Here is a 26,848-nt window from a genome sequence, read left to right on the forward strand (position 1 = left end):
ATGAAAATAAATAAAGGAATTGTATTGGGCTTGTTAGCTTTTAATACGTTTGTTTTTGCACAGAATAAAGGACTGGTAGCGAATGCTGCTAGTCCTTATAGTAAACTGCAAAGTGTAAACATGCAAGATGTTACTTGGACAAGTGGTTTTTGGAAAGAGCAATTTGATGTGGAGGTAGAAAACACTTTGCCTTATATGTGGGAGTTGTATCATAACGATTCCATTACCCATGCATATGCAAACTTTGAAATTGCAGCAGGGTTGATGAAAGGAAAACATGATGGACCTTCTTTTCACGATGGTGATTTTTATAAAATTCTGGAAGGAATGGCTGCAACTTATGCCGTTACTAAAGACAAAAATTTAGATAAAGAAATGGATAAAGCGATTGCATTATTTGCAAAAGCACAAAGAAAAGATGGTTACATAAATACTCCTGTACTGATAGAAGAGCGTTGGGGAACCTTAGGGCCTGAAGAATTAAAAAAGCAATTAGGGTTTGAAAAGTATAACATGGGACATTTAATGACGGCTGCTTGTGTACATTATAGAGCCACTGGAAAGGATAATTTTTTAGAAGTAGCTAAAGGGGTAGCTGATTTTTTATATGATTTTTATAAAAAAGCATCGCCAGAATTGGCTCGTAATGCTATTTGTCCATCCCATTATATGGGAATTATAGAAATGTATCGTACCGTAAAAGATCCGCGTTATTTAGAGTTGGCTAATAATTTAATAAACATCAGAGGAACGACTAATGATGGTACGGATGATAATCAAGATCGTATTCCCTTTAGAGAGCAAACTACAGCAATGGGACATGCAGTCCGTGCAAATTATCTGTATGCAGGTGTTGCCGATTTATATACGGAAACAGGAGAGAAAAAATTATTAGATAATTTGGAGTCTATTTGGAATGATGTGGTGTATAGAAAAATGTACATCACAGGAGCTTGTGGAGCTTTGTACGATGGGGTGTCACCAGACGGAACAGTTTATGATCCTTCTATTGTTCAAAAAATTCATCAAGCTTACGGTAGACCTTATCAATTACCAAACGCAACAGCACACAATGAAACTTGTGCTAATATAGGGAATGTACTATGGAATTGGAGGATGCTGCAAATAACAGGAGAGGCTAAATATGCCGATATTGTAGAATTGGCATTGTATAATAGTGTCATGTCTGGAGTGAGTTTGAGCGGACAAGAATTTTGTTATAACAATCCTTTAAATGTATCGGAAAAGTTACCTTTTAAACAACGTTGGGGGAATTTTAGAGAGGGATATATTTCTCTTTCCAATTGCTGTGCCCCTAATGTGACCAGAACTTTGGCAGAAGTAAATAATTATGCATATAATTTATCAAAAGATGGGTTGTATGTAAATTTATATGGAAGTAATCATTTAAAAACGGAAACAATTGAAGGAGATAAAATAGAATTGGAACAAGAAACTAATTACCCATGGAATGGAAAAATTACTTTAAAAATTGCAAAAGCTCCTAAAAATACATTTGATATTTCGTTAAGAATTCCGGGTTGGAGTAAAAACTCAATCATTTCTATAAATAATAAAAAAATAGAGAAAGAAATTATATCAGGCACATATTCTAAAATATCGAGAATTTGGAAAAAAGGAGATATCATCACATTAAATATTCCAATGCCAGTAGAATTTATGCAAGCGAATCCATTGGTTGAAGAGACTAAAAATCAAGTTGCAGTAAAAAGAGGGCCTATTGTTTATTGTTTAGAAACAGCAGATATGATAAAAAAAGTAGACATCAATAGTATTGTTTTAGATGTAAATTCTGCTGTTATGACTAAAAACATCAATATTAACAATAGAGAAGTGACAGGATTAAAAGCAAAAGCCTTTGTTGATAATATAAATTGGAAAAATTCTTTGTACAAATCTATGTCAGAAAATCAAGAAAGTATCAATATAACACTAGTACCTTATTACAGTTGGGGAAACAGATCTAAAGAAGAAATGACGGTTTGGATGTCTTATTAATATGTCAGTAGCTTAAATGGATTAAATTTCTTAGCTACTTAACTTAAAGTCAAATAAAATGAATGTTTATTATGTAATGCGAATTGTTTTAATTTTTTTAGCCATTAGTTTTAATCAAATGCTTTTTTCACAAAATCAGTCTTCTTTTGAAATGACTATGATTGGTTCAGATTATTTGTTGAATGAACCTTTTGATATCCATTATGGACCTGATGATTATTTATGGATTACAGAGAAAAAAGGTGTTGTTGTTAGGGTAAACACTATAAATGGTTTTAGAGATGATTTAATAGAGCTTTCTGATTTGTCATCTAGTGGAGGTCAAGATGGATTATTAGGAATGGCTTTTCATAATGAATTTAAAAAAGGGAAACCTTATGTTTATATATCATATACCCATGATGTATTGAGTCAAAAAAAACAAAAAATAGTTAGATATACATATAGTGTAAATCAAGATGATGGTTTATTATCTTCTCCTTTAGTGATTTTTGACAATCTTCCTTCATCTAATGATCATCAGTCGGGGCGTTTGGTTTTTGGGCCGGATAATAAATTATATCATACGATAGGTGATTTAGGGGTTAAAGATTGTGATTCTAACTTAGCACAATCTTTACCTACTCAACAACAAGTGGATCATGGTGATTGGTCTAATTATCCAGGTAAAGTTTTAAGGTTAAATTTAGATGGTTCTATTCCGGAAGATAATCCTATTATTGATGGAGTGAGAAGTCATGTATATACATATGGACATAGAAACCCTCAAGGTCTTGTGTTTGGAAGTAATGGTGTTTTGTATTCTAGTGAACATGGACCTAGCTCTGATGATGAGTTAAATATTATTAATGCAGGGAAAAATTATGGATGGCCATATGTAGCAGGAGTTAAAGATAATTTGATGTATGATTCTGATGGTTGTCACTCTAATGAAACATCTTTTACTGAGGCTAATTATCAAGATCCTTTACTTTCTATTTATTTACCAAATTCTGATGAAGCTAAAGCTACTAATTGTAATAATCCATGGATGTGTAGGCCTAATATTGCTCCATCAAGTATAAATATATATGAGAGTGATATGATGCCTGAGTGGAAAAATTCGTTGTTAATTACAAGTTTAAAAAAAGGAAGGGTTTATAAAGTGAAATTAGATAGTGATGGTACTGGCATTGTTGGAGAAATTGAAGAATATTTCTATACCACTAACAGATATAGGGATATTGCAATTGATCCTGATGGTAAATCGTTTTATGTTATTACTGATGAGACTGGTAAAACAGCCGATGCTTCAGGTAGAAATGTTATGACAACATTGAAGAATCCAGGATCAATATTAAAGTTTACATATAAAGAGTCCATGTCTACTAATCAAATAGACAAATCTAATTTTTTTAGAACATGGGTAGAGTATAATGAATATAAGTTACTTATAGATATAAAGAAGAATAATACAAATATAAATGCTGAATTAATAAATTCAATAGGGAAAGTTGTGAAGATATATTCAAATTTAGCATTTGGGATAAATAAAATAGATATAGAGGGATTGACTCCAGGTGTTTATATTTTATGTCTTAAAGGGGAGAATCATTTTGGGCAAAAACGTTTGATTTTATATTAAGAAATAAAAAAGGGATGTGTTAACATCCCTTTTTAAACTATTATATACTTAGTGTATTAAAAATAGACACTATCTATTTTTTATTGAATGATAATTTTTTGTGTATGAACCACTTGCTTTGTCTTAAAGTTTATGATTTTTAGAATAAAAACTCCTTTATTATTCAAAGAGACCGTCTCTATATCATTTGTAAGTATTCCGTTTTTAACAGATCTTCCATATATATCATAGATTATATATCTAGATTTTACGGTGTTTTTCTGTTTTTGGATATAAAAATCACCTTTGTTGGGGATAGGCCAAATATTTAGCTGAGAGTTTGTTGTTTTTTTAGTACTTAACAAGTTATAACCATTTAAAATATTTACAGTACGTGTCATGCTATCTCCATCGGCATCAGTTACAGTAAAGTCAAATGAACCTAATCCTGTATTTATTGGTGTAAACTCTAAAGTGTTGGATGTTAGATTGGTATTTCCATTGATGATATTTGAGACTTGATATGAGGGATTGTTGGTAAAACCTCTTGATAGTTCTTGTAAGTCAATACTTATTAAGTCACCAGAGTTTGTGCTGTAATGTGGTAAAGACATCCATTGTAAGTAGTGATCTAAATTGGTATAACCATCTAAGTTATCATCAGCATTAGCATCAGAGAAATCATTTGTTCCAGAATTAATATTTGTACCTATAATGGTTTCCCACCAATTAGGTAAACCATCATTATCAGAATCCCAGTCATTTGCTCTCGTTATCTCTGGATAATTTTCATAACCTCCTGAGTCTGCTTCATTGTCAGGAAATCCCTTTTTACCAGTAACACTACCTGTAACAGAGTAAGTACCATTTAAAGTTTCAGAAATCATTCTTTGGTCATGATTATCAAAACTAGGCTGTGTAACACCAACATCGGAAAGTACTATTTTATATGCATGTTTAGCTGTTTGGGTTGTTACATATGATGGGAAGAATGGTTGATCTACAAATGTTTCATACTTATATGTAGCTCCATTAGAATACTTTATTCTTCTACCAGAGGATTGACTATTTTCATCGAAATGACCAGGCATTACGTTTCCAGAAAAATAGGCACGTTGCATTCCCATTCCAACGTTTTCGTGTTCTGCTGTAAATGCATAAAATAACGTAGTTCCTGCTCCTGGTTTATAATAATTATTCACAAAATTTATTTCTTTTGTTCCTCCATCAGTTGCTCTTGCTCCCCAATTATAAACTACGTTGTTTGTAATATCCATTAAGCCAGCATAGTATCCATTACCATCTAAACCGCCTGCTAAACTCCAATTTCTACCATAATTGTGTGCTAGTAAATTGTGATGAAAGCTACCTATATCTCCACCTATACTAGCTGCATAACCATGCTCTGTTCCAGTGGGATAATTTTGATGGCCAGCAGCATTTAATGCTTCTGAAATTAATGAGCGTTGTAGAGTTATATTTTTAGCACCACGGGAACTAAAAGATTCATCAATGGTCCAACTTATAGAACAATGATCTATAATGCTGTGATTAGCACCTGTAAGTCCCATTCCGTCATATGTTGAACCACCACCTAGGCGAACTCTAATATTTTGAACAATATTGTCATCTCCAGTAATACCAAAAGGAGCATTAGTAATGGTTATTCCTTTGCCAGGAGCTGTTTGTCCAGCAATAGTAACATAGGGTTGGCTTAAAACTAGTCTAGATTGTAATTCTATCTTTCCAGATATATTGAAAACAATTGTTCTAGGGCCAATGTTGCTGGTAACGGCTTCTCGTAAACTTCCAGAACCACTATCGTTAAGATTTGTTACAGCAACAACTTTACCTCCACGACCTCCACGAGCAAAACGACCATATCCTTCTGCTTCTGGGAAAGCTAATTTAGCTGGACGAAACATCCAAATATTACCTTTTGTTATTGTGTTGTTGTTGTCTATTTGATCTATTCTCCAATAGTATGTGTTACCTGTATATAAATTATTTACTTGATAAGTACTAGTTGTTGTATTTTGATTAGCCATGTATTCTGAAGAAGATGTATCTGCATTTTCTACTTCTGTAGCGCTTGTTCCAAAATAAATATTTTGAGAAACAGCATTTGATGTAGAAGTCCATTGTAGTAATAGATTATTTGAATTTAACTCAACATGTTCATCGTTGTGTGATGGTATTGGATCTGTTGCTTGATAAAATATGTTTGGAGTATTCAATTCAAATCCATTTAATAAAACATTTTTAACATCTTCAGAACCTGAGGTTTCCGAAGCAAATAAGATAACAATATCATTGTTAGCTGTGGCTTCAAATGTTAAATACACAGATTTAGCATCAGTTGTATTTAAGGATCTTACTGAAGGTACTACGTTGTTTTCAACTAAATTACCATTAATAGAAATGTCAATAGGGCTATATGTGTAATTGTTGCTGTCTACAGCATTTAAATAAACAAGTAAACTATGTTCACCTGTAGCTAAACCGCTAATGCGTAGCTCTATTTGACCTCCTTGATTAGCAGTGCCTTCTTTTACTGTAATTCCGTCATTTACTAATTTTGCAGCCTCACTAGATTGAATACCTGCTTTATACCAGCTAGAACTTATTTGTTGTCCAAAACTACCTGCTTTTGTCACTGTAAAAGTAACTCCACTTTCCGTGATATTTGCTGTGTTTACTCCTGACACAACCCAAGGTGTATATCCTGCTTGGTTTACTTCAGAAGAGTTTCTACCAGATTGGTCAAAATCTATTTTTACTATTGGGTTTTGTGCATGTAAAAGAAATGTAGGAGCTAAGTAACATAATAATATAGTTATATAAATGTATATATGATGTTGTTTGTTTTTATAATTTGCAAATTTCATTTTCATTTTTATTTACATAGTTTTGTAAAATTATAGGAAAAAAAACAGGGATATTATAAATATCCCTGTTTAAACATGTTATAATATTGAATTAGTTCACTAATAATTTTACTGATTTTGTTCCTTCAGCTGTTTTTATAGTAGCTATCCAAGGTCCTGATTGAAATTCAAACTCCATATCCTCTTTAGTTGTAAAAGATTTAATTAGGCCACCAGTTATACTGTAAATTTTAACTTCTGATTTAGATTTTACGTTAGAGATATAAACTTTATTATCAATAGCATAAAGATTTGTAGATACTTTAGGGTTGTTGTAAAAACTTAAATCTAATGTTTTACTATAAACACCATTTTCATATATTTTAGTTTCAACACCTGATCCTAATGATACATCAACTTTTCCTAAGTATATTCTATATATACGTATCGTACCTCCTCTGTTAGCTAATTTATAAGTTCCAGCTGCTGTTGCTTGAAATTGCATAACCCTTGGAGCCTCATCACCAGTATCTGATCCATCTATTGGTCCGTCAGAATTACCTGTACCAGCACCCCAATCATTATATTCTACAGGAGTTCCTGTTCCTCCTTCATTTTGAAATTTGATGTATCCAGTACTAAACCCTAAAGATCCATCACCTTCAATATCTGTGTATTGACCAGCTCCTACAACAGTAACCCATTGTCCTGCATCTAAGTTTATAAAAAAACCTCTTCCTCCACTTCTATTCCATCTTTTTTCACCGGGAGTTGTAAATTGTAAACAACCAGGGAATAAGTTAGTGTCTATGTTATCGGGTAATTCAGTACGTTCGTCAAAACGAGTAACGCTTGTATTAACTGTTAAAATTCTATCGCTATTACTATCTCTTTGAAAAACAAGATCTGCATTTCCGTCCAAATCAGGCAGTAACTTGGGCTTTGTGTATTCACTACCACCACCTAATAAAGTTCCTCCAGGAGGTGTAGGAGAAGAGCTTTTAGATGTTACTTGAAAACGAGAACTTGAAGTATAATTAGCGTATTTTGTATTGAAAGTAGAAAAGTAAAGAGATTGAGCACTATGTCCGTTTTCGTTTTCAAATCCTTCTTGTGGTTCTATTACAGTACCATTTTCGTCTGTGTATTGAACTTGTCTATTGTAGTTTGCAAAAGCATTAAGATAATTTAATGGCATAACATTTTCAAAGCCAGCTCCTAATTCCTTAGCTCCAAAATCCCAGTATTTAATATCTTGAGCATAAAAAGTTGTTATGGAAAGTAATAGTGTTGATTTTAATAAAAGTAATTTTTTTTTCATTTTAATAAGTTTTGGTTATTTTTTTTATCATATCTATTGATGTTTACCTGTAAATATGCAAGAAACATAAATTGATAGACATGGGCAATATATAGATTTGTTGCAGATTCAGAATGTATTTTTGTTCTTCGGTCGATTTTGTAAATTATAACATGTTATTGCTGATTTTAAGATGTTTGATTGTAGTTTTTAAGTTTGTTATATTTTTAGATCATATGGTTTGTATTTATAAAATCGACCGATGCTCAATATTGTTGCGGTATTATTATTAATTATTAAAATTGCAGTCCATTGTTTTGGTTAAAACACATTTTTGTGTTTAAAATAATGAGAAATTTTTATTAAACTAATTTTATAATTATGAAAAAACAAATTACTTTTTTATTAATGCTTCTTTTGACTTTGGTCACTACGAAAATGCAAGCTCAGGCTAAGCAGGTGCTGTATTTAAATAATGCGAATGCTCAGCAAGAAGATGGAACTTCTGCTCCTGGAGATGATGCTATTACTAGGATGTTAGATGGAGATGCTAATTTTGAGGTGACAACAGGAACGGTTGATGGTTCTGGAGTTGTCACTCCTTCTGATTTAACTCCTTATGATTTAATAATTATACAGGAATCATTGTCATCGGGTAATTCGGTAATGCAGCCATCGGGTTCATTAGGGCTTAAAAATTTAACGACTCCTGTTATTTATTGTAAATCTGAGGCTTTCAGAAATGGAAAAGCTGTTACTACAGGAGCTTCAATAGCTAAAAATAAATCTAGTGTATCGGTAACAGTAGATCCATCAAATCAATCAAATGTACTTTTTAATGGGATTGATTTCTCAGGAGGAAATGATGTTCGTTTGTTTCTTAATACAGCAAATGATAATGGTACTGTAGCGAGTAACAAAACAGGGCTGAAAGTTCTTAATAATATTGAAATTGGAAATGCTTCTGGAGGGACTTTAGCAACTACTCCAGAAGTTGTAGATCCAGCAACATCAGTAGTTATTAATCATATTCCTGCTAATACTCAATTAGGTACTGTTGCTACCGATAAGGCTTCTGTAGACGTTGTTATTTTAGCTTTTGGTTATGGACCTCAGGTGAGAGGAGATGGTAGAAATATTACTTCTGAAGCATTAACTATATGGAGAAATGCAGCTTATATGCTTACAGGGATGACAGTGCCTACTACTCTTTATGAAAATACAGAAGAAGCAAGTAAGATTCTTTATGTAAATCAATCAGGTGTATTACAGGGTGAAGGAGCATCTGCACTAGGACAAGATCCAGTGATTAAAATGTTTATGAATGATCCTAATTTTTATGTAGAATATGTAGAGTCTGATCAGTCAGGAACAGAAATACCTGAACTTTCGAATTTTGATTTAGTAATTGCTCAAGAGACTTTTAGCTCAGGAGCTAATATATTTAAACCAGGAGGTAAATTAAGTGTAAAAGATGTTTCAATTCCTATAATTTATAACAAGACATGGGCCTTTAGAGATGGTAGGGCTGTTACGGATTCAGATGCAGCTGTAACTGCTACTCAAAACATAACTGTAACAGTTACTGATCCAGCTCATGCGTTGTTTAGCGGTATTGATTTGTCTGGTGGAAATAATATAAGAATATTTAAAGAAGCTACAGCAACTGATGATGGAAGTGTAGGGGGGAGTAAAGGTATTGATGTGCTAAATGGTTTAGATATTTCAGGTACAACAGCAGGAAGCTTGGCTAGCACTCCTGAGGTTACTGATACTTCTAAGTCGTTTGTAATTAATTACATTCCATCAGGAACACAGTTAGGTACAGATGTGAATGATGTATTGTCTGTTGATGCAGTTGCGCTGTCTTTTAGTTATGGTGCAATGGTTATGGGAGATGGTGCTAATATTACACCTGAAGCGTTAACTATTTGGAGAAATGCAGCTTATTTATTAGTTAAAGGTGCTGCAGAAGTGCCAACAACATTGGTAGAAAACTCTGCTTATGAAGCTCCTAAAAAAGTATTGTATGTAAATCAATTAGGTGTTGGACAGGGAGTCGGAGCATCTGCACCAGGGGAAGATCCGGTAATTAAAATGCTTATAGCTGATGCTAATATTGATGTAACTTATGTAGAGTCTGATCAATTAGGAACAGAAATACCAGAGCTTTCAGGTTTTGATTTAGTGATTGCTCAAGAGACTTTTAGTTCAGGTGCAGCATTATTTCAGTCAGGAGGTAAGCTTGCTGTAAAAGACGTAACTATTCCAATTATTTATAACAAAACATGGGCTTTTAGAAATGGTAAGGCTATTACAGATGCTGATGCAGCGGTTACTGCTACTCAAAATGTTTCTATTACAGCCACAATATCAGCACACCCGCTATTTAATGGAATTGATTTTTCAGAAAGTAACGATATAAGAATTTTTAAAGAAGCTATTGCTTCTGATGATGGAAGTGTGGGAGGAAATAAAGGTATTGATGTGTTAAATGGTTTAGATATTGCTCCTTCGGGTACAGGTTCGTTAGCTACTACACCAGAAGTTACAGATGTATCTCAAGCTTTAGTTGTTAATCATATTCTTTCAGGGACACAATTAGGTACAGATGCGAGTGATGTTTTAGGTGTAGATGCTGTAATGTTGTCTTTTAGTTATGGGGCAATGATAATGGGTGATGGAACAAATATTACACCAGAAGCGTTAACAATATGGAGAAATGCGGTGTATTTGTTAACTTATGGTGTTTCAGGAGTGCCAACAACTTTAGTTGAAAATCCTTTGTTTACTTTAGGGATAGATAAGGTTGGAGATTATTCGGCTGTTACTTCTACGGTTAAGAGTAAAGGAAGTAGAGTGTTTGTTTCAGATGTTAAGTATGCAACAAAAGTTAATATTTATAGTATTACAGGGGAGTTGGTTAAAACTGTAGAGACTAAAGAGGATATGGAATTTGAATTTCAATCAGGAGTTTGGATAGCTACTATAAAAACAGTTGAGGGTGTAAAATCAGTGAAATTTATTACTAATTAATATATGTTATAAATGATAAAAAGTGGCCTGTGTTTTTAATGCAGGCCACTTTTTTTATGAATTAAGTATTTTGGGTTTTTAATGAATTTATAGAATGTGTTTGTATTTTGTTTTTATAAAATTGTTCACAGTTCAAAAATATTGTCAAATTATTGTTAATTTAATAATATTTGTTGTTCGTGTATGTACTTAGTTCAAGTATGTTAGAATAAATTAACTAAACATTAAAAAATAACTAAACAAATAAGTATGAAACAAAGATATATTAATACTGTTATTTTTCTTATTATCAGTTTTTTAACTGTTTCTGTGTTTTCTCAAAATTCAAATGGAAAGCTTACTGTTGTAGGTAAAGTTTTAGATTTTGAAGGTCTTCCTTTGGTTGGGGCTAGTATTGTAGAAAAAAATGCTAGTAATGGGGTAACTACAGATTTTGATGGAAGATATAGCATAAATGTTAGCTCTAAAAGTATTTTAGTAATCTCTTATGTAGGGATGAAGACAGAGGAAGTAGCGATTAAAGGAAAGTCAGAGATAAATATTGTACTTACAGAAGATGTGTCTGCTTTAGAGGAAGTTGTAGTTGTAGGTTATGGTACTCAGAGAAAAGAAGATATAACAGGGGCTGTAGAAAGTATTGATGGAGAAGATGTTGAAGATTTACCTGTAGGTAATTTGGGAGCTGCTCTTGTTGGGCGAGTTTTAGGACTTAATGTTTCAGGAGGAGAATCAAGGCCAGGACAAGCGGCAAAATTGACTATTCGTGATCCTACCTTACAGGGGTCTGTAAGATCTAAATATGCATTAGCTCATGGTGCTAACCAGCCTTTGTATGTAATAGATGGTGTGGTACAAATAGATCCTAATACAGGGTTTAGTGATTCAACATTGTTTGATAATTTAGATGCTTCTCAGGTTGAGAGTATTTCTTTTTTGAAAGATGCTGCCGCTGCTATATATGGATCAAGAGCTGCACAAGGAGTTGTTTTAGTTACAACAAAAAAAGGGAAACGAGGGCCTGCACAATTCTCTTACTCAGCAAACTTTTCGTTATCAGACGAAACTTACAGAACAAAAATGTTAAGTGCTTATCAATATGGTAAAGTGTTTAATGTTATGAATAGTATTAACCCTCAAGGCGGTATAGGGAGTTCTTATGACTCTGCAAATGAAGCTCCAGATAATCGTTATTTCTTTTCACCTACAGAATTGGAGCATTTTAAATCATTAAATTATAATGCTTTGGATGAATATTGGACGTCATCAGGAACACAAAGACATAATGTTAGTTTGTCGGGAGGGACTAAAGATGCTACTTATTTTGGAGGAATATCATATTATACACAAGATGGTAATTTAGGATCGTTAGATTATGATAGATGGTCTTTTAGAGCAGGGTCTAATGTGAAGTTAGCTAAAGGTTTTAATGCTAGTTTTCAAGTGTCAGGTTATTTTACTGATGTTGCTAGAACGTCAAGTTCAATAGGTAATCAAAGCGGAGAAGATGATTACAGGCAGTTATTAAATAGAACTCCATTTATGCCTATGTATGTAAATGGTACTCCTGTTGTGCTTAATGGAGCTAGTACTGGAGATAATTTGGTAAACTTTCATTATGGTGAGTTACTTAGGTTACAAAATTTATCGGAAACGACAGATAATAATGTAAGTGCTAATATAAATGTAGATTATGAAGTGCCTTTTATAAAAGGACTAAAATTTAGTTTGAATTATTCAAGACAAGAAAGTAATGAAAGAGGAAATCAAAAAGGTGGAGTATATAATTTGTATCAAGTTTATGGGGCGGATCAATTTACAACTACTGGACAAACATATGTTGTGTATGAAAATGGTTCAGGTCCATTAGGGACAAATGATATAAAGAGTTTTGCTAATGGAGAGCCACAGGTTACCGTTGTTGAAAATAGTGATAGGTTACTTATAGATTATAGTAAAAGTAAAAATGAACAATTACGTTTTCAAGGTGCTTTTGAGAGAGAGTTTGGAAAACATAATGTGTCGGCTTTATTCGCTATGGAAAGGTCTGAAAGAGAGTTGAGTTCTCTTCGTGTGATTAAATCTGGGGTGCCTGATTGGTCTCAGGGTATGTTATGGCAAAATACAGGAGATGTAGATCAAGAACATACTGTTAATAATAAATCAGAGTCTGGTGACTTAGGGATGGTAGGTAGGCTAAATTACAACTATGATAGGAGGTACTACGGAGAATTTCTGTTTAGAAGTGATGCATCAGCAAAATTTGCACCTGAGAATTATTGGGGAAGGTTTTATTCTTTATCTGGAGGATGGAATGTGTCTAATGAAAACTTTTTTACATCAAATGTATTCGATTTTTTAAAACTAAGAGCATCAATAGGTTTAGCGGGTAATGATGATACAAGACCATGGACATGGTTGCAAACTTTTCAATCACAGCCAAGTGAAGGAGCTGTTTTTGGAGGAAATGGTTCTGTTTCTCCTGGTTTAGAAGCATCTAGTCAGGCCAATAGAGATGCAAGATGGAGTAGTGATTTAAAAACAAACTTTGGAATAGATGCTAAGTTTTTAGATAATAGGTTTTCTCTAACGTTTGAACAATATTATAATAAAATAACTGACGGTCTTGTTGCTTTAACAACAGGTGTGCCTTTTACTGTTGGTGGATCAGTGGTTCCTTCTAACTATGGAGAGCATAAAAGATGGGGGACTGAAATTTCAATAGGTTGGGATGATACTATTGGTGCTGACTTTAGTTATGGAGTAACTTTAAACACATCATGGAATAGAACTAAATTAATTAAAGGAAATTTTGATAATGAAGATTACTGGTACCCTTGGACAACAAATCAACCCGGTTTTGTTGATAGAGGAGCGTGGGGATATGATAATATAGGTATGTTTAAAACCCAGGAAGATATAGATAATTACATTGCTGATACTGGTATAACGAAAGTTTTTGATATTGATGCTGCTAACCTTCAACCAGGTATGCTATATTATAGAGATATAAGAGGGGCTTGGGATCCAGCTACAAAAACTTTTGCTCCTAAAGATGGAATTATTGATCAATTTGATAAAATTCAATTAAGAAAACCAGCAAGAGGACCACAAGGATTTTCTTCTGTAATTAGAATGGCATATAAAGGTCTAAGTTTAAATACTGTTTTAACTGTTAATTGGGGTGGATATAGAGAAGTAGGATCAGCAAAGTCACCATTTGGAAGTTATAATATAGGAGGGAACTATGAAAACAGACCAGCATTTTGGGCTAATATGTATCATCCAACTTTAAATCCAAATGGAACAATACCTAATCTTTTAAATGAAGTAAATAGAGGAACTGAAGGTAGTGAGGGAGGAATAAATACAGTGAGTTCAGATTTCTGGAGGGTAAGTAGTTTTAGTTTATTAATGAGAAATATTAATTTAAGTTATACAATACCTAAAAGTTTTGTAGAGAAAGCAGGTATAAGTAGATGTAAGGTTAATTTTGTTGCTATGAATCCATTTATTTTATTTAACCCATATAAGGATTATGGTCTTTCTCCATATGGGGCATATAATAATTACCCTGTTCTAAGTACCTATTCGTTAGGTATAAATATTGGATTTTAATTTTAAGGTTTAAAAGTAGATAACGATGAAATATATAAAAATAAAAAGTCTATTAATTGTTACAGCTATTGCTATTAGTAGTTGTAGTACAGATTTTATTGAAGAAAAAGAGGATTATACAAGTGTAAATACATTGATATATAAAGATGAGTTTTTAGCTACAGCATATTTAGATCATCTATATTATATGATGTTACCTGATAATAATGCCAATATGACAATGTGGTCTAAAGCGGCAGCGGAACATTCTGGAGGTGACTTGTTTGCTAAGGCATCAGATGAAGTTGCAGGACAAGGTGACCTTAATAGGGAATACACAGATGTTTCCATTTTTAATAACCATTGTTTAAAGTCTTTAGGACAAAGAATAGGACAAAGTGCAGGAGTTAATAATGTATGGACAAGGATACGTTACTGTAACTTGTATCTCGACAATGTTGATAATTATTCTGGGTTGGATGAAGATTTTAAGAATCAAATTAAGGGGCAGTTTTATTTTTGGAGAGCTTGGCAATATTTTGAGATTGTAAGACTTTATGGAGGAGTACCATTAGTATTAAAAGCTCAACCGTCTAATGTTTATGATGAAATAAATCAAACTCCTAGAAGTTCTTCGGCTGAAGTGATAGATCAAATAGTATTAGATTTAGAAATGTCACAAACATTATTGGAAAACGCAAGGGATTACACTAAAGAAGAGGCAGGTAGAATTACAGCTTCGGCAGCAGCAGCTCTAAAAGGTCGTGTATTGTTAACATGGGCAAGTCCATTATTTAATAGAAATGATGATCAGTCAAGATGGCAACGTGCATATGAAGCTAATTTAAATGCTTATAATACTTGTTTGTCTGAAGGAAAAGGACTAGATCCAGATTGGAAGAACATGTGGTTTACAGATAACGGCATAGAATCTGTTTTTGCATTTGGATTTAATAATTATACATCAACTTCTGGAGAAATACAAAAAAATAACCGTACAGAGAATCGATCAAGATCTGAAGATCAAGGAGGTGCAGGAGCTATTTCTCCAACAAAAAGCATTATAGATGCCTTTCCAATGGCAGATGGAACTCCTTATGATTCAAATGGAAATCTAAATAATTTTTATAGAAATAGAGACCCTCGTTTTTATTATACATTTGCTTATAACGGATGTATATGGCCATATAAGGAAAGTCCAAATTATAGAAATTGGACATATTTCTGGTATCCACTAGCAGTTGGTCCTGATCAGCCTAAAATAGCAGCTAATACTTTTCAAAATGATACAGGAATATATTTAAGAAAATTTACTAATGACAATTCTAGCAATGTTAATGATTTTGGTAATAACGGAGATGATTATATGGAAATTCGTTTTGCTGAAGTTGTTTTGAATTTAGCAGAATCTGCGATTGGATTTAATCAATTAGCAGAAGGGAAAGGATATATTCAACAGATAAGAGCAAGAGCAGGCATCCAAAATATTGATGGACAATATGGGTTGTCTACTGTTAGTACTAGAGATGAACATTTTGAAGCAATAATTAATGAAAGAAAAGTAGAGTTTGCATATGAGAATAAGCGTTTTCATGATTTAAGACGTTGGTTACTTTATAATGATGATTTTGGAACTTGTACTAGATTGAATCAAGAACCAATTGAAGGGACCAGAAGACAAGGTTATTATACTTTTGCTAAAGAAGATCCTTCTAATTATTATATAGGTATTCCAGATCCATTTTTAGGAAGTGGAGCTCCAATAATTGATAGAAACACTACAAGTTATCCAGAAGGAGTTAATTCTTATGAAGAATATGTAGATTATTTATATGATAATCATTTTGAAGTAGTGATAAGGGATAATGTAGATTCTGAAAATTTTACATTCAAATGGTATAATGAATATTATTTCTTTGGGATTTATCAAGAATTAATAGAAGCGGCTCCATACTTAGAACAAACCCAAGGTTGGAACGGAGGTACTTTTAATCCACTTCAGTAAAAAAAATAAACTACCTGTATTACTTTAATACAGGTAGTTTTTAATAACAAAACAATAACAACATGAATAACCAAAAGAACAACATGAGATTTATTTTAGTGCTTTTTTTAGCAGGTGTGTGTAATACATTTGCGCAATACCCTAAGTTAACCGATGAGGATAGAGCTAAGGAAAATGCAATCAAAGAAGAAGCATATAGACATTCTGATGAAGCATGGGTAGAAGCTAGTAAAATTGTACAAAAGGAAGCAAGAGAAGGAAAACCATTTATTCCTTGGGCAGCTAGACCAACAGATTTACCACAAGCAGATATCATTGCATTTCCAGGAGCTCAAGGAGGAGGGATGTACACTTTTGGAGGTCGTGGAGGACAAACTTACACGGTAACCAATTTAGAAGATGATGGACCAGGAAGTTTAAGGTGGGCTTGTGAAAAAGGTGGAGCAAGAACTATTGTGTTTAATGTGGCAGGAATCATCAAATTAAAAACTCCCTTAATTATTAGGGCTCCTTATATTACTATTGGCGGACAAAGTGCTCCAGGAGACGGAATTTGTGTGGCAGGAGAATCTGTATGGATTGACACTCACGATGTTATCATTCGTCATATGCGTTTTCGTAGAGGTGAAACTTTTGTAGGTCGTAGAGATGATGCTATTGGAGGAAACCCTGTTGGAAATATTATGATAGATCACGTATCAGCAAGTTGGGGATTAGACGAAAACATGTCTATTTACAGACATATGTACAGCCCAGGAGGAGGTTACAAAGATGAAAAACACCCAACGGTTAATATTACTATTCAAAACAGTATTTTTTCAGAAGCTTTAGATACTTACAATCATTCCTTTGGAAGTACTCTAGGAGGTGAAAACTGTATGTTTACAGGAAATTTATGGGCAAACAATACAGGTAGAAATCCATCTATTGGGTGGAATGGTATCTTTAATTTTGTTAATAATGTTGTGTTTAACTGGAAACACAGATCTACAGATGGTGGTGATTATACCGCTAAGTTCAACATGATTAATAACTATTATAAACCAGGACCTGTTACGCCAAGAGATGAAGCTGTTGGTCATAGAATTTTAAAACCTGAAGCAGGAAGAAGTAAATTAGATAGCGTAGTATTTGGTCGTGCCTATGTAAATGGAAATATAGTAGAAGGATATCCAGAGGTAAACAAAGATAACTGGAGAGGTGGTGTGCAAATGGAAGGTAAAAATGGTGAGTTAATGACATATGAAGAAACCAAAGCTTATTTTCCATACATAAAAATGACAAAGCCTAATCCAATGCCTTGGTTAAGAAATATAACATCGGCAGAAGATGCTTTTGAGAATGTATTAGATATTGCAGGAGCAACTTTGCCTGTGAGAGATGCTGTAGATCAACGTATTGTGAGAACTGTTAAAACAGGAAAACCAGAATATGTAAAAGGTTTAGATCCTAATTCTTTTTATCAGTTTAAGCACCGTAGATTGTCTGCGGATTCTTACAAACAAGGAATTATTACAGATATTAGACAGGTTGGAGGATATCCAGAATACAAAGGAACTCCATATACTGATACTGATGGAGATGGAATGCCAGATGCTTATGAAAAGAAATTTAAATTAAATCCAAACGATGCTTCTGATGCAAATGGAGATATTAATGGAGATGGGTATACCAACTTAGAAATGTATTTAAACGGAATCAATCCTAAGAAAAAAGTGGATTGGAAAAATTTAGAAAATAACGAAGATACTTTAGCGAAATTGAAAAACGGATTGGCTAAGTACAAAAAATAATCAATAAAAACATTCAGAAATTTCCTGCTTGTTTTTATTAAACATGCAGGAAATTTTATTCTTATAAACAGAAAAAATCATGAAAACTTTTAGTAGCATCATTACCACTGTATTTGCTTTATTCATAGGTGTTCAAACATTAGTGGCACAAAAAATAGATCCGGCATATGTAAAGGTTACCAACGAAAGAGCTCAAAAAATTGTAGATAAAATGAGCTTAAACAATGCAGAAAAAGAATTAGAAGTAAGAGACTTAATAGCAAATCAATATAGAGATTTAAATGCCATTCACGAAGCTAGAGATGCTAAAATTAGCAAAGTGAAAGTTGCTAACTATAACAAGTTAAAAACAAATAAAAAGGTAGAGAAGTTAAAAAAGAAGGCAGATAAAAAGGTGAAAAAACTTCATCAATCTTATGTTAAAAAATTAAATACTAATTTAACAAAAGAACAAGTGGAGCAAGTAAAAGATGGGATGACTTATGGAGTTTTTCCTAAGACATATAAAGCTCATTTAGAAATGATTCCTAGTTTAACTGGTGAAGAAAAAGAATATATTTTTAATAATTTAAAAGAAGCTAGAGAGTTAGCAATGGATGGTGGTTCATCAAAAGAAAAACACGCATGGTTTGGTAAATACAAAGGAAGAATAAATAACTACTTATCTAAAAGAGGATATGATTTAACTAAAGAAAGAGAGGCGTGGTACAAGCGTATAGAAGCTCAAAAGAAAGCAAATCATTAATTATTTATAAGAACTAGTAATATGAAAACCCCAATGAAAAAAATCATAAAATCAGGACTATTATTTAGTTTGTTGAGCATGTCATCAGCTTTTGCTCAATACCCAGAAATACCTCATGATTTACAGGCTAAAACAGATGCAATGTTAGCAAAAGAAGAAGTTAGATTGCAGAAAATTTGGCAAGAAAATTACCATATTATTGAAGAAGAAAACAAATTAGGTCGTCCTTATATTCCATGGGCAGCCTATCCAAAAGATTTAATTCAAGCAGAAATACCTGCTTTTCCAGGAGCTGAAGGTGGAGGTGCTTTTACCCAAGGAGGTAGAGGAGGGAAAATATTTGTAGTCACTAGTTTGTCAGATAGTGGAGCAGGAACTTTAAGAGAGGCTTTAGAATCTGTAGGAGCAAGAACTATTGTTTTTAACGTTTCTGGAATTATTCGTTTAGAAAAACCGTTGAGTATTCGTGCTCCTTATGTAACTATTGCAGGACAAACAGCTCCAGGTGATGGAGTTTGTGTGGCAGGAGAATCTGTATTGATAGATACTCACGATGTCATCATTCGCCATATGCGTTTTAGGAGAGGTGCTACCGATGTTACCAGAAGAGATGATTCTTTAGGAGGAAATCCAGTAGGAAATATTATTATAGATCATTGTTCGGTAAGTTGGGGATTGGATGAAAATATTTCATTATACCGACACATGTTTTTAGAGCATCCAAAAGCTAAGAAAAGAAAAACACCAACGGTAAATATTACCATTCAAAATACCATTTCATCAGAAGGATTAGATACTTATAACCATGCTTTTGGTAGTACTATTGGAGGATTAAATAGCACTTTTGTGCGTAATTTATGGGCAAATAATATTTCTAGAAACCCATCCATTGGAATGTATGGAGATTTTAATTTTGCTAACAATGTGTTATTTAATTGGTGGAATCGTTCTTTAGATGGAGGGGATTATAGATCTATGTTTAATATTGTAAACAACTATTTTAAGCCAGGTCCCATGACTCCAAAAGATGAGCCTATTAGACACAGAATTTTAAAACCAGAATCAGGATATTATCAACCTAAATCTTTTGGTAGAGCTTATGTTGATGGAAATATTGTAGAAGGGGCTCCAGAAGTAACCAAAAACAATTGGAACGGTGGAGTGCAACCAGAAGGAATGAAAGATTTATCATTGTTAAAACAAACTACTCCTTTTAAATTGAGTAATGTACAGTTGATGGATGCTCAAAAAGCATATAATTATGTGTTAGATAATGTAGGTGCAACGTTGCCAAAGCGTGATGATATAGACAAACGTGTTATTAAACAAGTACGTACTGGTGAAATTAAATACAAAGATGGATTAGAAAATACCATTGGAAAAGAATTTATTCATAGACGTTTGCCTGCAGATTCTTATAAAAAAGGAATCATTACAAGTATTGAACAAGTAGGTGGATATCCTGATTATAAAGGAAAATCCTATAGAGATACTGATGGAGATGGAATTTCTGACAAATGGGAAAAGAAATATGGATTAAATCCAAAGGATCCTTCAGATGCTAATCAAGACTTAAATGGTGATGGGTATACAAATATTGAAAAATACATCAATGGTATTGATCCAACTAAAAAAGTAGATTGGAAAAATTTAGCAAACAATACAGATACTTTACAAGAAGATTTGTTACAGTAAATTAATAACAGTTAAAGCAATCTTTAACATGTGCAACACAATTGATAAACATGTAAATTGGTTTAAAAAGGATAAAGTTACTTTATCCTTTTTGCTAATTATTTTAATATCCTTAAATTCTTTTTCTCAAGACTTTTATCCTAGTATTAAAAGAAACGGGAATGGTGTAAAAAGTATTGCAGATAGCTTAGGAAACCAAATTCCAGACTTTTCTTATGCTGGTTATATGGCATCAGAAAAAGCCATTCCAACGGTAGAGAATAAAATTGTGGTTTCGCATCAAACCGAAGATGCTACCGAAATTATTCAAGCAGCAATAGATTATGTGTCAAATTTAAAAGCCGATAAAAACGGAATACGTGGAGCTGTTCTTTTATCACCAGGGGTTTTTAAAGTAAACGGAACATTGTATCTAAAAACATCGGGTGTGGTGTTACGTGGTAGTGGAACCTCAAAAAACGGAACGGTTTTACAAGGAACAGGAGTCAAAAGAGAAGCGGTTATTAGAGTTTTAGGAGTTGATGATAAAATGTATAAAGATACCTTAGATATACTGTCAACCTATACTCCTTTAGGATCTAATAAAATTTGGATAAAGAATCCTTCAAAAATAAAAAAGAATGATGAAGTTTTAATTCATAAACCTATTACAGAAGATTGGATTAAAACTTTAGGAACTGATTTTTATGGAGGAGAAACAGGTTGGATTGGATGGAAAACTCGTGATTTTGATATCAATTGGAATCGTCAAGTTAGAAATGTGAACGGAAATGAAATAGAGTTGAGCGCTCCTCTAACTATGGCTTTGAATAAAGATGCTAATGAAACTACAAAAATAATTACCTATACATGGCCAGGTAGAATTGAAAATGTAGGAGTAGAAAATTTAATGATGATCTCTACTTTTGATGTATCAAACCCAAAAGATGAAGAACATCGTTGGTTAGGAATTGCCATGAAGTCGGTAAAAAATGCTTGGGTTCGTCAGGTGCATTTTAAACATTTTGTAGGAGGGGCTGTTTCTTTGTTAAAAACAGCACAACAAATAACGGTACAAGATTGTATTGCCACAGAACCTGTTTCAGAAATTGCAGCTTTTAGACGTCATACTTTTTATACTGAGGGGCAACAAACATTGTTTCAACGTTGTTATTCAGAATATGGTTATCACGATTTTGCTGTCGGAGGATTAGGAACCACTGGGCCTAATGCTTTTGTACAATGTGAATCTCATTTGGCATATTCAAATAGTGGAGCCATTGGGAGTTGGGCAACAGGTGTTTTATTTGATATAGCATATATTGACGGTCAAGCTTTAAGTTATAACAATAGAGAACAAAATGGAAGAGGTGCTGGTTGGACAGCTGCCAATAGTGTTATTTGGGAAACCTCTGCATCAAAAATAGAATGTTATAGTCCGCCAACTGCTCAAAACTGGGCTTTTGGAGTTTGGGGGCAATGGGCAGGAAATGGGCATTGGTCTGATGTGAATAATCATATTTCGCCAAGAAGTTTGTTTTATGCTCAGTTGCAAAATAGATTAGAAACACTTCCTTTTAAGCCGTATGTTTTTGATGTAGGAATAGAGCCAACATCAAGTCCAACTATAGAGCAGGCAACAGAACTAACCCAATTAGCACAACAAGAGTTAAAAAGTTTACCAGAATGGATTGCTGAAGTTTCTGCATTACAAGAAATTCCAATCTATCCAAATAGCGTTAAAAATGCAAACAAATTAAAAGTTAATGATTCAGAAAAAACATCAAATAAAACCTTAAAAATTCAGGTTGTTGATGGAAAAATTACTGCAAATAATAAATTAGTTACAGGAAAAAAACACAATGTAATGTGGTGGAGAGGTAGCTTAAGAAAAAGAGATGTTGCTCAATCTACTCCACATATTACTCGTTTTGTTCCAGGAAAAAGAGGGACAGCCTTTACGGATAATATTAATGAAGTTGTAGATTATTTAAAAGAAAACAATATTGCTGCTTTAGATCATAATTATGGATTATGGTATGATAGAAGAATGGACGATCATGAACGCATTCGCAGAATAGATGCAGATGTTTGGCCTCCTTTTTATGAGCAACCTTTTGCTAGAACAGGACAAGGTTTGGCTTGGGATCATTTAAGTAAATACGATTTAACCAAATATAATACTTGGTATTGGGATCGTTTACAAAGGTTTGCAAATGCAAGTGAAGTAGAAGGAAAAATATTAATTCATCAACAATATTTTCAACATAATATTATAGAAGCTGGAGCACATTGGTCTAGTTCTCCTTGGCGATCTATCAACAATGTAAACGGAACAGATTTTCCAGAACCGCCACCATATGCAGGAGACAAGCGTATTTTTATGGCTGAACAATTTTACGATGTAAGCAATGAAAATCGTAAAAAATTACATCAACAATACATTCAAAAGTCTTTTGATAATTTTAAAGACAATAGCAATGTTATTCAGTTTACAAGTGAAGAATATACAGGGCCTTTACATTTTATGCAGTTTTGGATAGACGAAGCTGCCAAATGGAAAAACAAAAATGGAAACAAAACTTTGGTTGGGTTAGCAGCCACTAAAGACGTACAAGATGCCATTTTAAAAGATAAAGAGAGGTCTAAAGTTGTAGATGTTATCGATATAAAATATTGGCATTATAGAGAAGATGGAACTGTTTATGCTCCAGAAGGTGGAAAAAACTTAGCCCCAAGACAGCATGCTCGTAAAATGAATACAGGTAAAGAAACGGATGAGCAGGTATACAGAGCGGTAAGAGAATACAGAGAAAAATATCCAGATAAAATGGTGTTGTACTCTACCCATGCAGCTCCAAGATTTGGATGGTCAGTGTTAATGGCAGGTGGATCTTTACCAAGTATTCCAATGGTAAATGTTGAAGGTTTTAACAAAGCTCTTGCTTTAATGAACCCAACACCAAATACATCATCTAAAAATGAGGTTTGGAGTTTAGAGAACAGAGGAGAATCTTATGTGTTTTATTTTATAAATAGCACATCTGCTAAGATTGATTTATCAAACCAATCAGGAAAATTTAATCTGTATTGGATTGATTCTAGCAATGGTGAATTAATATCAAAATCAACCATTAAAGGAGGTGAAAAAATAAACTTAAAAGCTCCAAAAAATAAAGCCATCGCTTTTATTAGAAAGAAATAAATGTAAATCAACATGAAAAATAGAAACATTTTTAAATTTATTACAGCTGTTGTTGTGGTGTCTATAATGACATCATGTGCGGATGGTAAAAAAGAAAAATCAAAAGAAGTGGAACAACCAACCATTTCACAATTAGAAACAGATGGACATTATTTTAAAACCAAAGAAGGAAAACCATTTTTTTGGTTGGCCGATACAGGATGGTTGACATTTAATAAGTTGAATAGAGATGAAATCAAAACGTATTTTCAAGATAGGAAGGACAAAGGGTTTAATATCATTCAAATTATGACGGTTCACTCTTTAGGAGTGGCTAATGTTTATAAAGATTCGGCTTTGGTCAATCAAGATTTGTCTAAACCTTTGGTAACTGAAGGAAACGATTTTAATAAGCCAGAGGAATATGATTTTTGGGATCATATAGATTACGCTTTAGATGTTGCCGAGGAAAAAGGATTGTATTTGGGAATGGTGCCTGTTTGGGGATCTCCCATTGCAGGTGGAGAGGTAAATTTAGAACAAGCTCAGGCTTATGCTAATTTTTTATCAGAAAGGTTTAAGGGACGTAAAAACATTATTTGGCTAAATGGCGGTGATACTTATGGAAGTAAAAATACTGAAATATGGAATGCTATAGGAGAAACGTTACATAAAAACTTTCCCGATTTGTTAGAAACGTTTCATCCAAGAGGACGAACAGATTCTTCAGATGATTTCCATAATGAATCTTGGTTAGATTTTAACATGTTTCAATCAGGACACAGACGTTACGATCAAGATGATACGGAAAGAAATTACGGAGAAGATAATTACAAATTTGTACAAGTAGATTTTAATTTAGAACCTGTAAAACCAACCTTAGACGGGGAGCCATCTTACGAAGGAATTCCACAAGGGTTACACGATACCTTACAGCCAGTTTGGAAGGCTAAGGATTTACGTCGTTATGCTTATTGGTCAGTTTTTGCTGGAGCAGCTGGGTTTACATATGGAAACAATCATATCATGCAAATGCATGCCAACCACAAAATTCCTGAAGCTTATGGAAGTAAAACTTATTGGGTAGATGCTTTGAATGATCCTGGAGCAGGACAAATGAAATATTTAAAAGAATTGATCTTGTCTCATTCTTATTTTGATAGAGTTCCAGATGCTTCTTTGGTAGCTAATCAAGGAGAAAAATACGATTATTTAGCTGCTACAAGAGGAGAAGATTTTGCTTTAATCTATACCTATAACGGTAGAGAAATGCAGATAAATATGCAAAAAATCAAAGGAGAAAAAGTAAAGGCAAATTGGTACAATCCTAAAAATGGAAAGCTTACGGCTATTGGAGAATTTTCTAATAAAGGAGCACTTACTTTTAATCCGCCAGGAGAACAAGCAGAGGGGAATGATTGGGTATTGGTATTAACATCAAAATAAGAAAGTACAATGAAAAGAATAGGAATTATTATTTTATTAACCCTATGCACTGCTTTAAATGCAAGTGCAAACAATGGTTGGATTAATATTTTAGAAGCAGGAGGAAACAACAAAGGAGAATTATGTACCAATGCTATTCAAGGAGCTATAGATAAAGCTGCTGAACAAGGAGGAGGAACTGTTTATTTTCCTGCTGGAGAATATTTAACGGGAGCTTTAAAGTTAAAAAGCAACATTGTCATTCATATAGAAGCAGGAGCAATATTAAAATTCTCAAAAAACTTTGATGATTTTTTACCTTTTGTAGAGTTGCGTTGGGAAGGAACGGTCATGAAAAGTTTTTCGCCATTGTTATATGCAAAAGATGCAGAAAATATAACCATTACAGGTCGTGGAATTATAGATGGTCAAGGAGAAGCTTGGTGGAAAGAAATTTGGAGAATAGAATCTACCAAAGAAAAATTGCCGTTGACCAAGTATCAAAAAATGACTCAAGAAGCAAATAAAGAGTTGAAAACGGAAGATTATTACAAAAGAACCAGAAGTTATTTATTTCATCGTCCACCATTATTTCAAGCATATAGATGTAAAAATATTAGAATTGAGGGAGTAACCATTCAGAATTCTCCTTTTTGGACAATCAACCCTGCTTTTTGTGATAACATCAAAATTGATGGTATTACCATTTTTAATCCATATTCTCCAAATACAGACGGAATCAATCCAACTTCTTGTAAAAATGTACACATCTCAAATAGTCATATTAGTGTGGGTGATGATTGTATTACCATTAAATCTGGTCGTGATGCCGATGGAAGAAAATGGGCAACTCCTACAGAAAATGTAACCATTACCAATTGCACCATGTTAAGTGGTCACGGAGGTGTGGTAATTGGTAGCGAAATGTCTGGAGGGATAAAAAAAGTTGTGATTTCTAATTGTGTGTTTGATGGAACGGATAGAGGGATTCGCTTAAAAGCTGCTCGTGGTAGAGGTGGTGTGGTTGAAGACATTCGTGTGTCTAATATTGTAATGAACAATATTAAAAAAGAGGCTGTGATGATCAATTTGTTTTACGATAAAAATACGGTTGAAGGTCCTGTAACTGAAAAAACTCCTGTTTTTAGAAATATTCACATTAGCAATGTTAGAGGAACCAATATCAATACTGCCGGAAAAGTTATTGGAATTCCAGAAATGCCTGTAGATAATATTACGTTTTCAGACATCAACATGAGTGCTGAGCAAGGTTTTTCTATTGATACCGCTACCAATGTAGAGTTTCACGATGTAAAAGTGAATGCATCTATAGGAAGTGCTTTTAAAGTTGAAAATTCTAAAAACATTGTTTTAGATAATGTAAGCACCACAATACCTATAAAAGATACGGCTGTAATTAAAGTGAATAATGCTTTAAACATGGTTATTCAGAATAATTTCCCCATGGAAAAAACAGATTTGTTTTTAGAAGTAGACGGACAAAAATCGAACGGGATTTATGTAAAAAACAATGTTTTTGAAAATGTTAAAACACCTTTAAAGAAAGGGAAATCGGTAAAAACAAAAATCAAGATTGATTAAG

At 33.3% G+C, this 26,848-nt stretch carries 13 protein-coding genes; 11 read left to right on the forward strand and 2 right to left on the reverse strand.

Features of this window, described 5'->3' with window-relative positions:
* Window positions 1–2,019 (forward strand): aceric acid hydrolase, encoded by a 2,019-nt coding sequence (locus ACXGQT_RS12135; protein ID WP_457828858.1) that lies wholly within the window; start codon window positions 1–3, stop codon window positions 2,017–2,019.
* Window positions 2,020–2,077: 58 nt separating this feature from the next.
* Window positions 2,078–3,643 (forward strand): PQQ-dependent sugar dehydrogenase, encoded by a 1,566-nt coding sequence (locus ACXGQT_RS12140; RefSeq protein WP_457828859.1) that lies wholly within the window; start codon window positions 2,078–2,080, stop codon window positions 3,641–3,643.
* Between the two features lie 80 nt (window positions 3,644–3,723).
* Here ACXGQT_RS12140 and ACXGQT_RS12145 read toward each other — a convergent pair whose 3' ends face one another.
* Window positions 3,724–6,516, reverse strand: coding sequence for a T9SS C-terminal target domain-containing protein (locus tag ACXGQT_RS12145; RefSeq protein WP_457828860.1), 2,793 nt, complete (start codon window positions 6,514–6,516; stop codon window positions 3,724–3,726).
* 85 nt (window positions 6,517–6,601) lie between these two features.
* A complete protein-coding gene (locus tag ACXGQT_RS12150) occupies window positions 6,602–7,810 on the reverse strand; it encodes a T9SS type A sorting domain-containing protein (protein ID WP_457828861.1) in 1,209 nt (402 codons plus the stop codon).
* A gap of 360 nt (window positions 7,811–8,170) precedes the next feature.
* On the opposite strand from ACXGQT_RS12150, the gene ACXGQT_RS12155 reads away from it, so the two are divergent.
* The 9 genes from ACXGQT_RS12155 (at window position 8,171) to ACXGQT_RS12195 (ending at window position 26,847) form a co-directional block, all read left to right on the forward strand.
* Window positions 8,171–10,825 carry a hypothetical protein gene (locus tag ACXGQT_RS12155; RefSeq protein WP_457828862.1) on the forward strand — a complete coding sequence of 885 codons (2,655 nt, stop codon included), beginning with the start codon at window positions 8,171–8,173 and terminating at the stop codon, window positions 10,823–10,825.
* A 249-nt stretch (window positions 10,826–11,074) separates the two neighbouring features.
* Window positions 11,075–14,440, forward strand: a complete 3,366-nt coding sequence (locus ACXGQT_RS12160) for a SusC/RagA family TonB-linked outer membrane protein (RefSeq protein ID WP_457828863.1) — start codon at window positions 11,075–11,077, stop codon at window positions 14,438–14,440.
* A gap of 25 nt (window positions 14,441–14,465) precedes the next feature.
* Entirely contained in the window at window positions 14,466–16,424 is a 1,959-nt protein-coding gene (locus tag ACXGQT_RS12165) for a RagB/SusD family nutrient uptake outer membrane protein (protein ID WP_457828864.1), read from the forward strand.
* A 62-nt stretch (window positions 16,425–16,486) separates the two neighbouring features.
* Window positions 16,487–18,217 carry a polysaccharide lyase gene (locus tag ACXGQT_RS12170; protein WP_457828865.1) on the forward strand — a complete coding sequence of 577 codons (1,731 nt, stop codon included), beginning with the start codon at window positions 16,487–16,489 and terminating at the stop codon, window positions 18,215–18,217.
* A gap of 79 nt (window positions 18,218–18,296) precedes the next feature.
* Window positions 18,297–18,962, forward strand: a complete 666-nt coding sequence (locus tag ACXGQT_RS12175; protein ID WP_457828866.1) for a DUF3826 domain-containing protein — start codon at window positions 18,297–18,299, stop codon at window positions 18,960–18,962.
* Between the two features lie 33 nt (window positions 18,963–18,995).
* Window positions 18,996–20,657 carry a polysaccharide lyase gene (locus ACXGQT_RS12180; RefSeq protein WP_457828867.1) on the forward strand — a complete coding sequence of 554 codons (1,662 nt, stop codon included), beginning with the start codon at window positions 18,996–18,998 and terminating at the stop codon, window positions 20,655–20,657.
* Between the two features lie 28 nt (window positions 20,658–20,685).
* Window positions 20,686–23,841: a DUF6298 domain-containing protein gene (locus tag ACXGQT_RS12185; RefSeq protein ID WP_457828868.1), complete on the forward strand. Its 3,156-nt coding sequence runs from the start codon at window positions 20,686–20,688 to the stop codon at window positions 23,839–23,841.
* Between the two features lie 12 nt (window positions 23,842–23,853).
* Window positions 23,854–25,266, forward strand: a complete 1,413-nt coding sequence (locus tag ACXGQT_RS12190) for a glycoside hydrolase family 140 protein (RefSeq protein WP_457828869.1) — start codon at window positions 23,854–23,856, stop codon at window positions 25,264–25,266.
* Between the two features lie 9 nt (window positions 25,267–25,275).
* Complete coding sequence (locus tag ACXGQT_RS12195; protein ID WP_457828870.1) at window positions 25,276–26,847, forward strand: glycoside hydrolase family 28 protein; 1,572 nt, start codon at window positions 25,276–25,278, stop codon at window positions 26,845–26,847.
* The last annotated feature ends 1 nt before the right edge of the window (window position 26,848 follow it).

Source organism: Wenyingzhuangia sp. IMCC45467, from assembly GCF_054111205.1.